Genomic DNA, 12,186 nt, shown 5'->3' with positions numbered 1-12,186 from the left:
CAGTGTCTGAGCAAGGACGCGATATAGACCTTGCCTCAGGCTCGGCCCGCACCGCTCAGACTGCCACTCCTGGCCTAGGAGCGGGGCCAGCCTCCCTGCATGTATCAATCCATTCCTCTACTTCGGCCAAATCCCACACAACCTTGCGGCTGCTGACCGCAATTCGACGTGGGAATTTACCCTTCATTTCAAAGTTATAGATCGTGCGCTCACACAGTGGGATCATCGCCAGGAGTGTTTTTTTGTCGATGAGTTTTTTGCTCGATGGATGCATAGCTAGGCCCTATCAGTCACAACGAATGTGTGCCTGATCGTGCCTCTAGGTGCCTATTGCTTCGACGGAATGGTTGGCTAGAATGGTTGACATGAAAAAACAATCGACCATAGCTATCTGGGAGGGGTGTGACGCCACCGTCACAGACGCCCTACACCGATTCCTTGATCGCTGGGAGCCCTACTCCACAGCATCTAAACGCTATTCGATCGTTCGCCTGGTCGAAGAGCTTATCGACCCTGCCGTGGCGGCATACGCCGAAACGCTTCCATCGCGTTATCAGGGTCATATACCCGGAGCGGGCACGAATGTAGCGTTCAGCGCGATTATGCAGCTGGTTGGTATTGCCGCCATGGTTCGCCTACAGCGTCAACTGCTAAGGGCTTTTGTTCTGACGCATGACAAACAGTCGGGAGATGATCGCTGCTTCATTGCGACACTTGAGACGTTGATAGAACTGGTACTGGCATGTAAGCGCAAGCAACCGTCTAACAAGGATATGGGCGGTTTGAACGGTCAACGCTTGAAGGGATTTTGTAGGTTCTGTGGCACACGAGCAGAGCTTGCATTGTTCGCTGAAGGTGAAGGCCAGCGCGACCTTGACGAACATCTACGCCTGAGCAACCTGTACTGCACCACCCACCGCCCCAAGACACCAGATGGGCGCTGGAACCCGGCTTACAGGCAAGCAATGAGATCGGTAGCGCAATTCGACCTAGAGTTGGCCAGATTGAGCAGACAATGCGCAATACGAGCAGAGCCTCATGCAAAGTCAGGTGATGAACTAGTCGACGCGTATATCTTTCGATACATGCTCAGCCAAACCCTACACCTAACGGACGAAGCGGAGCTAAGAAATCTCGCTCGACTAATGGTGGACATGAAGCTGACAGACCGAAGAAAGCAAATTCTCGTGCTTCAAAAATTCGGTTTCAACCAGTCTGAAATCGCCCGCAGATTGGAGATTGAGCGCCAAGCAGTATCCAAAGCTCTTCGCTCAATTCCTGACTGCTTTCGACTTCCGACAAGGTGAGTGCCCCAAGGTGCGTAATAGCACATAGCATGACCGCACCTTTGCTTTCTACGTATCCAACAACTTGCATCGATCTGAACAGCCTTTTGCATAGCGAAGGGGGCGAAAGCAACCATCCACGAACGGCAAATGAAGACCCGTAGCAGTCATTGGTGAAGCGATTCTCGGAATGGAGCTAAACAGGTTTACTCCACGGTTATTGTAGAAAACTGCGTGTACCAATCCTCATGTCATGGTAGGCGGTTTTGCTTCCCAGGTGCTGAGCAGGTACAGAGCGAGAGAGCCAGCAAGGTTCACCGCCAATTCAGCATGCCGTGGAGCTGGTTTCACCCCTCCTTTTCCAGTGCCGTGGGAGTCGCTCAGGCGGTTCCTCAGCGCGCCTAGGCCTTCTACCACTGACGTGCAGCCGCCGAGGATCTGCTTGAAGACTTTTTCTGTGTGTTGAGAGGGGGCAAGGTTGAGCAATTCAGCGGTTTGGCGGTAGAGCTTGTTGAGGTCCGGGGTATCGTCGTAGTCGATCCCAGCTTCTTCAAGAATGTGTTTGCAGACGGATTCCAGAAGCGTGCGCGCCATCGTGATTGCGCCTTCTGGATCAGTGGTGCGGCGCTCCAAGGATTTCGTCCAAGCAACCCTCACATGCTCCGAATCAAACCGTTCAATCGCTCCAGTGACAACGTGGTCTGCTGGTGACGATCCACCTTTCTCTACGTAGTCCAGCAATGGGCGAAATTCATCCCACAAGTAGGTTCGGCGTTCGGCATAGGTGCCGTACTTATTCTTGATGAACTGCCAGAACTGACTGAGACTGCGGCATGTGTTCACGCACCGAGGGACCATCGTCGCGAGGGTGGGATCGTCGAGAATCGTGCGCCTGAGCATCAGGTACGCCGTATCGTCTTCACTACCGCCTGTAGCCTGCGAGACCAGCATGTGCTGGAGAGCTTCTGCTTCTTCTGACAAAGGATGCATAGGAATGCCCTGAACCGTTGGGGTATGTCATACAGCCATCTTAGGGCGTGAACCCTACGGTTCCAAGCACGTCGCGTCCAATGTGAGGCTGATTGACAGTGCCTAGAGAGCCAGTCCCTGCTTGCCTTGGAGAGGATCATGGTGTCAAATCACCGGCTGCCTTGGGAGGCAGGTTTCTGCTTCATTTTTCGAGGACAAGGCTAGCACCATGCCTACATTGCACTGGGTGGGAAAGGATCAAGTCCGAAACCATCATCGGGATGTAACCTATCGCGTTTTGCGCGAGCAATTCACCTTTTCAGCTCAAGAGAGCCTGCCGAAGAACAGCTTCGATAACAAGATTATCCACGGCGATAATCTGGAAGCTCTCAAAAGTTTGCTGCCTGAATATGAGGGAAAAGTGAAATGTGTTTACATCGATCCGCCCTATAATACCGGCAATGAAAACTGGGTCTACAACGACAACGTTAATGATCCACGAATCAGAAAATGGCTTGGAAAAGTAGTCGGTAAAGAAAACGAGGATATGAGCCGTCAAGACAAATGGCTCTGCATGATGTATCCACGTCTAAAGCTTCTTCATCGACTGCTTTCCGAAGACGGATCAATTTGGGTTTCGATTGATGACAACGCGGTGGGTATTCTTCGTCCGGTTCTAGATGAGATATTCGGCGTTGGGAATTTCGTGACCTGCGTGATTTGGGAAAAAGCGGATTCGCCTCGGAATTCCGCGAGCCAATTCTCTACAGACCATGACTACATTTTGGTCTACTCGAAACGTCCCAATTGGGTTCCTGCTCGGCTGCCTCGTACTGCTGAGTCGGATTCCATCTACGACAATCCAGATGACGACCCCAACGGTCCTTGGATTGCGGGCGATCCTTTTGCCAACAAGCCTTATTCCAAGGGGCTGTTCACCATCACAGGTCCGACCGGGCGTGATTTCTCTCCACCTCCGGGGCGCTTCTGGCGTGTCTCTGAGGAAAAGCTGCGCGCTCTCGATGCTGAGGGTCGTGTCTGGTGGGGCCCAACCGGCGATGCCCGTCCAAGCATCAAGCGGTATCTCAACGAGGTGGGTGACTTGGTGCCCCGCACGTTGTGGAAAAAGGACGTGGGCAGCAATCGCAGCTCCAAGAACGAAATGCGGGCTATCTTCTCCGGTTCTTCGTCTTTCGATACGCCAAAGCCTAGTAGCCTGATTGGTCGAATTTTGGACATTGCTGCTGATAGCGACTCCATCATCCTCGATTCCTATGCCGGGTCTGGTACGACCGGACACGCCGTTTTGAAGGCGAACGCCCAAGACGAAGGGACTAGACGCTTCATCCTGATTGAGATGATGGATTACGCCGAATCGCTTACCGCTGAACGCATCAAGCGGGTTGCGAATGGCTATGGCGAAGAGAGCAAGGCAGTGGCGGGGCTGGGTGGCGGTTTCACCTATTACGCATTGGGTGAGCCTTTGTTTGTGGAATACGGCAACCTGAACCCCGCTGCCGGAATCGATGCAATCCGAAGCTATGTCGCATGGCAGGAAGGAGTCGTTCAGGGCACTGGTTCGTCATCTGCTGAAAGTCAGCACCGCTACTGGCTTGGCGAAGCAAATGGTCTGCGAGTCTTCTTCGCTTATGAGGAACACTCTGTAACCACGCTCGACCTTGAGCTTCTGGCAGAGCTGGTGAAGGTCGCTGGACCTGTACTGGTTTACGCTGACCAGTTGGCTCTTGGTGAGGACTTCATGCGTCGGCACGGCATTGGCTTCAAGAAAATTCCACGCGACATTGCTCGACTCTGAGGATTTATAAAATGCAATTGAACACCTATCAGAGTCAGGTCGTTGAAGATCTTGAGCTGTTCCTTCGTCGCTGGACCGCGTGTGATGACCCTCAGTTAGCCTATCGCGCTCATTGGGATGCACTGGGCGCGACCAAGATGCCCGGTTATCAGCCAGCTCCGCACGGCGCTCCACAAGTGTGTGCGAAGGTGCCGACTGCCGGTGGTAAAACTTTCATCGGACTCCATGCCGTTTCGAGCATTTTCAGTGCGCTGCAGAAGCGCCAAGGTGATGCTCGTTTGTGCCTGTGGCTCGTTCCTTCGCTGTCTATTCTGGATCAGGTTCTGAGGGCGCTGCGTAATCCGACACATCCTTACCGACAGGCGCTGAACCGTCTGTTTGAAGGTCGTGTGAGCATCATGGATAAGCGCGATTTGCTGTCTGGATTCCTGTCTCGGGATGAGGTGGAAGACGGTCTTGTCGTAGCTGTGCTGACGTATGACAGCTTGAAAGCGCGCAACAAGGATGACCGAAAGCTTTACCAAGAGAACAGTGCGCTGGATGACTTGGCGTCCACGGCTGTGGCGGTAGGTGAGGGTGTTGACCCTTACTCTCTGGTCGCATCGATGGCAGGTTTGAAGCCAGTCATCATCGTTGATGAAAGCCACAACGTGACCAGTAGCCTGTCTCAAGACATGCTTCGCAACCTCAATCCAAGCTTTGTATTTGAATTGACCGCTACCCCGCGAACCGGGGCGAATATTATCAGCTTCGTTGATGCTCTGGTTATGCGTGACCAGCACATGGTCAAGTTGCCAGTCATCGTGAGAAACCTTCCAAGTCGTAACTCTGTCATTGCTCATGCGATTGATTTGAGGGCACGTCTCGAAGCTGAGGCGAAGGCAGAAGAGCAGACTGGTGGTGCTTACATCCGACCCATCGTGTTGCTGCAGGCTGAAAGCAAAACCAAGGCAGATGCCAAAACCTTCGAGCTGGTGAAGGCTGAACTGCTGGAACATGGGATTGCCGAAGACTGGATCAAGATCAAGACTGCTGACAAGGATGAGCTGAGCGGTTTGGACCTCATGTCCCCGTCCTGCCCGGTTCGGTTCATCATCACCGTGAACGCCTTGAAAGAAGGTTGGGATTGCCCGTTTGCCTACATCCTCGCGACCTTGGCTGACAGGTCGTCTGCGGTTGATGTGGAGCAAATTCTTGGTCGGATTTTGCGACAGCCATACGTTCGCGCTCATGGTCATGAACCACTCAACATGAGCTACGTGCTGACGGCTTCTAGTGTCTTCAGTCAGACGTTGGAAAGGATCGTTATCGGTCTGAACAGAGCTGGTTTTAGCCGTGCGGATTTCAGGACTCCTGACCTCGTTTCGAACGATTCCAAGCCAGATAATCAGTCCTCGAAAACAGTTACGCCTGAGCCAACAAAACCTCAGCCGGGGCTATTCGTCACGAACACTTCTGAGGGTGATTCAGAACCTTTTGAGTTGTCATCGAGCGGCGGCGGTGAACTGAGTAACGGCAGTGAATCGAGTGGCGACGACTTCCTTGAATCGACGTTGGAGGCTGCGCGCCAAGCCAATGCAGAGCTGGTAGCTGCTACGGCTACCAACGGCGGCAAGCACATCCCCAATGACGTGAGAGGCGCAATGGAACTGTTCTCCCTCCGACCTGAATTCGTCGATGAGATAAAAGAACTCAAGCTACCCCAGTTCTACCGGAAAGCGCCTGCTGGGTTGATTTTCGCTGACGAAGACGGCGGGGTGCTTCTCGACAAATCTCAGTTGCTTGACCAAGAGTTTCGTCTGGCAGATTGCGACGTGAACGATTTTTCCGTTGCTCCTGTGAGCGGCGATTTGGTGAAGCTCGATCTGCTTCGTGTGGGTAGTGCGCAGGGTGACTACGAACCTACGAAGATTCAGTTGAAGGACAACGAGATTCGCAAGCTGAAGGACTACCTCTCCAGCTTGGATTCAGAGGGTAAGCGTCGTCAGCTCACAGGGCTGGTGGGTAACTGGCTGGGCAAGATGCCGCCGTTGGCTGAGGCTGATTTGCAGGCGTACATCCGCAAGATTCTGGCACGGCTGAGTGCCGGTCAGTTGGATGAAGTGCTTGAACAGCAGCATGCCTATGTTGAGAGCATCAAGCAGCGCGTGCGAAGTGAAATGCTGGGCTTCTCGCGCAGGCGCTTCAAGCAGTGGATCGACCTGAACAAGGTGGACACACGACCTTCCTACCAACTACCAATGGAGATTGCTCCACGGCAGAAAGCCCCACTCGCGGCAGAGAATTCTCTGTACGTTCGTGAAGAGAAGGGCAATGGTCTTGAAGAGCGCATGTCCGAATTCCTGTCGGACTGTGAAAACGTCCGGTGGTGGCATAGGAACTCAAGCGGTCGTGGCTTCGTGTTGAATGGTCCGATCAACCACTACCCTGATTTCGTTCTGAAATTGCGCTCAGGTCTCATCATCCTTTTGGAGACAAAGGGCAGTGACCGGGACAACTCGGACTCCAGCGCGAAAATCGAGCTTGGGAAGTATTGGGAAAGGTGTGCTGGGCGGGATTACCGCTACCTGATGGTCTTCGAGCATAGCCCCTTGGAAGGTGCGTATTCGTGGGCTGATGCCTGTGAATTGCTTAAAAACCTATAGCCATAATACCTTGAGAGGAAAGCCGGCTCCGTTTCGGCTTTCCTGTTTCTGAGGTGATGGCGATCTCAAAGAAAAGGTATGCCTTGAGACATCATTGACCATGGATATGGCGGCTAAAGTGCAAGGCAGTACCCCTCCAAACGATTGCTGAAACGAGGAGCGATCAAGCTACCCATTTGCTTTTCGAGGTTTCTTAAGCGTCCATTCATCAATCATATCAGCCCAATCCTGCAACATCGCACGACGCTGATCCCGATACTCAGCCTTGTTGTAGACCGCACGAACCCCTTTCTGCTCGTGGGCTAAACATTTCTCGATCCAGTCGGAGTTATAGCCTGCCTCATGCAACAGCGTGCTGGCCGTGCGTCGCAGGTCGTGAGGTCCGAATTTGCCTAGTGGCACCCCTTCCTTCAGGGCAAGGCGATAGGTGAGTGTCAGTACCTGATTGATCGTGGCTGCACTCATTGGCAAATCGGAGTCGTAGCGTGATGGCAGAACGTAGTCTGAACCCCCAGCCAAGGTTTTCAAGGCGATGAAGAAATCCAATGCTTGCCGGGACAGAAACACCAAATGAGGGTTTCGGCGCTTCATGCGATCTTTGGGGATGGTCCATAGTGCCTCGCTGAAATTGATTTCACTCCACGTCGCATTGGTCAGCTCGCTCTTGCGCACCATCGTCAGCAGGAGGAGTTTGGCCGCTGCACGAACCGAAGCCGCGGTACCAATTCTGTCCATGTACTGGTACATCAGCGCAATCTCGTCAGGCGTCAACGCCCGGTCGCGTGGCTCAAATTTCGCGATGCTGGCAGGCCGTACCAGATCTGCCGGATTTTCAACTTTCTGGCCACGCTCAATGGCCCAACGGAAGACTTGAAGCACGATCTCACGTGCGTGAACGGCTGTTGCAGGCGCGCCCCGCTCCACAATCGTGTCCGTCAGAGCTCGCAGATCCTCGTGAGTGATTTCGATCAGCTTCTGATTGCCAAACTTAGGCTTTAACTCGCGCTCATAGACTGATCGGCGCATGTCTCGTGTCGAGTCAGCCATCTGATAGCCGCGCAGCCATTTTTCAGCCCAAGCGTCAAAGGTCTCAGCGCCCTTTGTGCGGGCCTTCGCACGTGCTTTTTCCTTTGCTGGAGACTTACCGGCGGCGACCATCTTCTTCGCCTCACCTAGCCGCTCACGCGCCTCTGCCAAGGTGATCCCCCCTAAGCCATAGCGACCGAAGGTGATGGTCTCCTGCCGGCCGTTGATGGAGTAGTTGTAGCGAAAGGAGATGGAGCCGGCCGGGGTGACAGCCACGTACAAGCCATCACGATCAATCACTTTGTAGAGCTTGTCTTGGGACTTTAGATTTCGAAGCTTGGTATCGGTGAGCATGGCTTCCACTATTTCCATGAAAAAATACCATGCCCCGAAAAGCGCGGGAAAATGGGGTATACCCCAGTAAAACCGGGCCTTTAGGCCAACTCGATACCATGCCAACACAGGGACAAGGGACATGGTATTGAGCGTCATGCATGGCATTGGATGCATTCAATACCCCGTACCATGCCACATAAACACCGTGCTTGGCGATGCAGAAAGCTACCCGAATTTGCCAGACCCAAAAAGCCAAAAGCCCGCAATTACGCGGGCTCTAGGGCATATTTTGCTAGATCGTGCCGGGCAGTGCCGGACGCGGGATCATTCCCACTCGATCGTGGCCGGCGGCTTGCTCGATACGTCGTAAGTAACGCGCGAGATGCCTTCGATTTCGTTGATGATGCGGCCGCTGACGGTCTCCAACAGCTCGTACGGCAGGTGTGCCCAACGCGCGGTCATGAAGTCCACGGTCTCGACGGCACGCAGGGCCACGACCCAGGCGTAACGACGGCCGTCGCCAACGACGCCAACCGATTTGACCGGCTGGAACACCACGAAGGCCTGGCTGGTCTTGTGGTACCAGTCGGCTTTGCGCAATTCTTCGATGAAGATGTGGTCAGCGCGACGCAGGATGTCGGCGTATTCCTTCTTCACTTCACCGAGAATCCGCACGCCCAGGCCTGGGCCTGGGAACGGGTGGCGGTAGACCATGTCGTACGGCAGGCCCAGTTCCAAGCCGATCTTGCGGACTTCGTCCTTGAACAGCTCGCGCAGCGGCTCGACCAGCTTGAGGTTCATTTCCTCTGGCAGGCCACCGACGTTGTGGTGCGACTTGATCACGTGGGCCTTGCCGCTCTTGGCGCCGGCCGACTCGATCACGTCAGGGTAGATGGTGCCCTGGGCGAGGAACTGGATGTTGTCCAGCTTGCTGGCTTCGGCATCGAAGATGTCGATGAAGGTGCGGCCGATGATCTTGCGCTTCTTCTCCGGGTCCGCTTCGCCTTCCAGGTTACCCAGGAACTGCTCCTCGGCATCGGCACGGATCACCTTGACGCCCATGTTCTCTTTGAACATGGCCATCACCTGGTCGCCTTCGTGCAGGCGCAGCAGGCCGTTGTCGACGAATACGCAGGTCAGCTGGTCGCCGATGGCGCGGTGCAGCAGCGCGGCAACCACGGAGGAGTCAACGCCGCCGGACAGGCCCAGCAGGACGTTTGCCGAACCGACTTGCTCACGCACCTGGGCGATGGCGTCTTCGACGATGTTGGACGGGGTCCACAAGGCTTCGCAGCCGCAGATGTCCTGCACGAAGCGCGAGAGGATACGGCCGCCCTGCTTGGTGTGGGTCACTTCTGGGTGGAACTGCACGCCGTAGTAGCCGCGCGCGTCATCGAACATGCCGGCAATTGGGCAGCTCGGGGTGCTGGCCAGCACGTGGAAGTCGCCAGGCATCTGGGTGACCTTGTCACCGTGGCTCATCCAGACGTCCAGGCCCAGTACGCCATCGGCGTCCACATGGTCTTCGATGCCGTCGAGCAGGCGGCTCTTGCCGACCACGTCAACGCGGGCATAACCGAATTCGCGCAGGTCGGACCCGGTAACCTTGCCGCCCAGCTGTTCGGCCATGGTCTGCATGCCGTAGCAGATGCCCAGCAGCGGTACGTTCAGGTCGAACACCGCCTGCGGTGCACGCGGGCTGTTGGCTTCGTGGACCGACTCGGGGCCGCCAGCGAGGATGATGCCGCGCGGGTTGAATTCGCGGATCGCTTCATCGTCCATGTCGAACGGATGCAGTTCGCAGTAGACACCGATCTCGCGCACGCGGCGGGCGATCAGTTGGGTGTACTGGGAACCGAAATCGAGGATCAGGATGCGGTGAGCGTGAATGTCGAGGGCCATGACTCAATCTCGTCAGTGGAAATCGGAAACGACGCGGGGCTGTCGTGACAGCCCCGCGTGCAACTGTTGCTGGAAGCCTCAGCCTACGCGGTAGTTAGGGGCTTCTTTGGTGATCTGCACGTCATGCACGTGGGACTCGGCCATGCCGGCACCGGTGATGCGTACGAATTCCGGCTTGGTGCGCATCTCTTCGATGGTCGCGCTGCCGGTGTAGCCCATGGACGAACGCAGGCCGCCCATCAGCTGGTGGATGATCGCAGCCAAGGCACCTTTGTACGGTACGCGGCCTTCAATGCCTTCCGGTACCAGCTTCTCGGCGCCGGCCGAGGAGTCCTGGAAGTAACGGTCGGAAGAGCCCTGCGCCTGTGCCATGGCACCCAGCGAGCCCATGCCGCGGTAGGCCTTGTAGGAACGGCCCTGGAACAGCTCGACTTCACCCGGGGCCTCTTCGGTACCGGCGAACATCGAACCCATCATCACGCAGGAAGCACCGGCAACGATGGCCTTGGACAGGTCACCCGAGAAGCGGATGCCACCGTCGGCGATCAGCGGCACGCCCGTGCCTTCCAGTGCGGCGGCGACGTTGGCGATGGCGCTGATTTGCGGCACGCCGACACCGGCGACGATGCGGGTGGTGCAGATCGAGCCTGGGCCGATACCGACCTTGACGGCGTCAGCGCCAGCTTCAGCCAGGGCCTTGGCCGCAGCGCCGGTGGCGATGTTGCCGCCAATCACCTGCACTTGCGGGTAGGTCTCTTTGACCCAGCGTACGCGGTCGATCACGCCTTTGGAGTGACCGTGGGCGGTGTCGACCACCACCACGTCAACGCCGGCGGCAACCAGCGCGGCTACGCGCTCGCCGGTGTCCTTGCCGGTGCCGACTGCCGCGCCGACGCGCAGACGACCTTGGTCGTCTTTGCTGGCCAGCGGGTAGGCCTTGGCTTTTTCGATGTCCTTGACGGTCATCATGCCCTTGAGGCTGAACTTGTCGTCGACGATCAGGACTTTTTCCAGGCGGTGCTTGTGCAGCAGCTCGCGGACTTCGTTCTTGTTGGCGCCTTCGCGCACGGTGACCAGACGCTCTTTAGGCGTCATCACGTCGCGAACCTTGGCATCCAGACGGGTTTCGAAGCGCACGTCACGGGAAGTGACGATACCGACCAGGTCACCGTTCTCCAGCACCGGAACACCCGAGATGTTGTTCAGGCGGGTCAGGTCGAACAGGTCACGCACGGTGGCGTCGGCTTCGATGGTGATCGGGTCCTTGACCACGCCAGCCTCGAACTTCTTGACCTTGCGCACTTCGCCGGCCTGCTGTTCGATGGTCATGTTCTTGTGGATGATGCCGATGCCGCCTTCCTGAGCCATGGCAATGGCCAGACGCGCTTCGGTCACGGTATCCATGGCGGCGGAAACCAGAGGGATGTTCAGCTCGATGCCACGAGTCAAACGGGTCTTGAGACTGACTTCATTGGGCAGTACCTCGGAGTAGCCAGGTACAAGGAGGATATCGTCGAAAGTCAGGGCTTCTTGGCTGATACGCAGCATCGCGGGGGCTCCCGGGCGGGAAAAATGGAAGCGCGCCATTATACTCATCCACGGCGCGCCGCTCAATGCAAAATAAGGGCCTTCGGTCAGCCTTGTGGCACTTTTACCTGCACCACGGCCACTGGCTGATCCAACCAGTCGGCGAAGCTGTCGAGAAAGGCCTGAGTAAATCCGGCCTCGCCCCAGTTGTTGAAGATGAACCCCAGGTTGGAAAAGGCACATGGCTGCAGGTAAAGAAAGCCATTGATGTCGTCTTCGAAGCCGCACAGCGGGCAGGTGAAATTGTCACTGACCCTTGGCATCCACTCTTCGAGGCTCTCGAACAGCGGCTCGCCGACTTCACGGCGGCACTCCGGGCAACCGGCTTCTTCAAGAAAACCGTCGGTCGGGGTGTAGATGCAGCGCTTGAGCATGATCTCCAGGCCGTTGGCCTGCTCACCGAATGGCAGCTTCTCGGGATGCAGGGCCACCTTGCGTGCACCTTCGGCCAAGGCATGGCCCATGCGGTTGCCGGTGCGGCCACAGGTGGTCAGTTGCTCTTCGACGATTTTCTCGCGCACCAGCCAGCGCACGATCGCCCGGGCGCGGGCTTCGTGGGCCGGGACGGTGGAAAGCTTGGGGACGATGATGCACTGGGTGTTCATTAAGGAAGCAAGCC

The 12,186-nt window shown here is 56.2% G+C and carries 9 protein-coding genes; 3 read left to right on the top strand and 6 right to left on the bottom strand.

What is annotated here, in order from left to right; genetic code table 11:
- Positions 1–55 precede the first annotated feature (55 nt).
- Positions 56–274, bottom strand: coding sequence for a helix-turn-helix transcriptional regulator (locus ACSSU5_RS15770; protein ID WP_492559246.1), 219 nt, complete (start codon positions 272–274; stop codon positions 56–58).
- A gap of 91 nt (positions 275–365) precedes the next feature.
- Between ACSSU5_RS15770 and ACSSU5_RS15765 the strand changes: the two genes are divergently transcribed.
- Positions 366–1,307 (top strand): LuxR family transcriptional regulator, encoded by a 942-nt coding sequence (locus ACSSU5_RS15765; RefSeq protein ID WP_492559245.1) that lies wholly within the window; start codon positions 366–368, stop codon positions 1,305–1,307.
- Between the two features lie 225 nt (positions 1,308–1,532).
- On the opposite strand, the gene ACSSU5_RS15760 is transcribed toward ACSSU5_RS15765, so the two are convergent.
- Positions 1,533–2,276, bottom strand: coding sequence for an abortive infection family protein (locus tag ACSSU5_RS15760; protein WP_492559244.1), 744 nt, complete (start codon positions 2,274–2,276; stop codon positions 1,533–1,535).
- A 208-nt stretch (positions 2,277–2,484) separates the two neighbouring features.
- Between ACSSU5_RS15760 and ACSSU5_RS15755 the strand changes: the two genes are divergently transcribed.
- Positions 2,485–4,071, top strand: coding sequence for a site-specific DNA-methyltransferase (locus ACSSU5_RS15755; RefSeq protein WP_492559243.1), 1,587 nt, complete (start codon positions 2,485–2,487; stop codon positions 4,069–4,071).
- A gap of 11 nt (positions 4,072–4,082) precedes the next feature.
- On the top strand, positions 4,083–6,716 hold the full coding sequence (locus tag ACSSU5_RS15750) for a DEAD/DEAH box helicase (protein WP_492559242.1): 2,634 nt from the start codon (positions 4,083–4,085) through the stop codon (positions 6,714–6,716).
- A gap of 168 nt (positions 6,717–6,884) precedes the next feature.
- On the opposite strand, the gene ACSSU5_RS15745 is transcribed toward ACSSU5_RS15750, so the two are convergent.
- The 4 genes from ACSSU5_RS15745 to ACSSU5_RS15730 form a co-directional block, all read right to left on the bottom strand.
- A complete protein-coding gene (locus ACSSU5_RS15745; RefSeq protein WP_492561325.1) occupies positions 6,885–8,096 on the bottom strand; it encodes a tyrosine-type recombinase/integrase in 1,212 nt (403 codons plus the stop codon).
- Between the two features lie 306 nt (positions 8,097–8,402).
- Positions 8,403–9,980 carry a glutamine-hydrolyzing GMP synthase gene (gene guaA / locus ACSSU5_RS15740; protein WP_264310091.1) on the bottom strand — a complete coding sequence of 526 codons (1,578 nt, stop codon included), beginning with the start codon at positions 9,978–9,980 and terminating at the stop codon, positions 8,403–8,405.
- Positions 9,981–10,058: 78 nt separating this feature from the next.
- Positions 10,059–11,528: an IMP dehydrogenase gene (guaB, locus tag ACSSU5_RS15735; protein ID WP_027595680.1), complete on the bottom strand. Its 1,470-nt coding sequence runs from the start codon at positions 11,526–11,528 to the stop codon at positions 10,059–10,061.
- Positions 11,529–11,614: 86 nt separating this feature from the next.
- Positions 11,615–12,172, bottom strand: coding sequence for a sugar ABC transporter ATPase (locus ACSSU5_RS15730; protein WP_264310092.1), 558 nt, complete (start codon positions 12,170–12,172; stop codon positions 11,615–11,617).
- Between the last annotated feature and the right edge of the window lie 14 nt (positions 12,173–12,186).

The organism is Pseudomonas sp. E1MeOHC2 (genome assembly GCF_058745025.1).
The sequence above is the reverse complement of the archived record's forward strand: the minus strand, read 5'-3'. Positions and strand labels throughout refer to the sequence as shown.

Coding starts and splice junctions, on each gene's coding strand:
- ACSSU5_RS15730 (WP_264310092.1), bottom strand. CDS start 12,172: ATGAACACCCAGTGCATCATCGTCCCCAAGCTTTCCACCGTCCCGGCC.
- ACSSU5_RS15750 (WP_492559242.1), top strand. CDS start 4,083: ATGCAATTGAACACCTATCAGAGTCAGGTCGTTGAAGATCTTGAGCTG.
- ACSSU5_RS15770 (WP_492559246.1), bottom strand. CDS start 274: ATGCATCCATCGAGCAAAAAACTCATCGACAAAAAAACACTCCTGGCG.
- ACSSU5_RS15765 (WP_492559245.1), top strand. CDS start 366: ATGAAAAAACAATCGACCATAGCTATCTGGGAGGGGTGTGACGCCACC.
- guaB (WP_027595680.1), bottom strand. CDS start 11,528: ATGCTGCGTATCAGCCAAGAAGCCCTGACTTTCGACGATATCCTCCTT.
- ACSSU5_RS15755 (WP_492559243.1), top strand. CDS start 2,485: ATGCCTACATTGCACTGGGTGGGAAAGGATCAAGTCCGAAACCATCAT.
- guaA (WP_264310091.1), bottom strand. CDS start 9,980: ATGGCCCTCGACATTCACGCTCACCGCATCCTGATCCTCGATTTCGGT.
- ACSSU5_RS15745 (WP_492561325.1), bottom strand. CDS start 8,096: ATGCTCACCGATACCAAGCTTCGAAATCTAAAGTCCCAAGACAAGCTC.
- ACSSU5_RS15760 (WP_492559244.1), bottom strand. CDS start 2,276: ATGCATCCTTTGTCAGAAGAAGCAGAAGCTCTCCAGCACATGCTGGTC.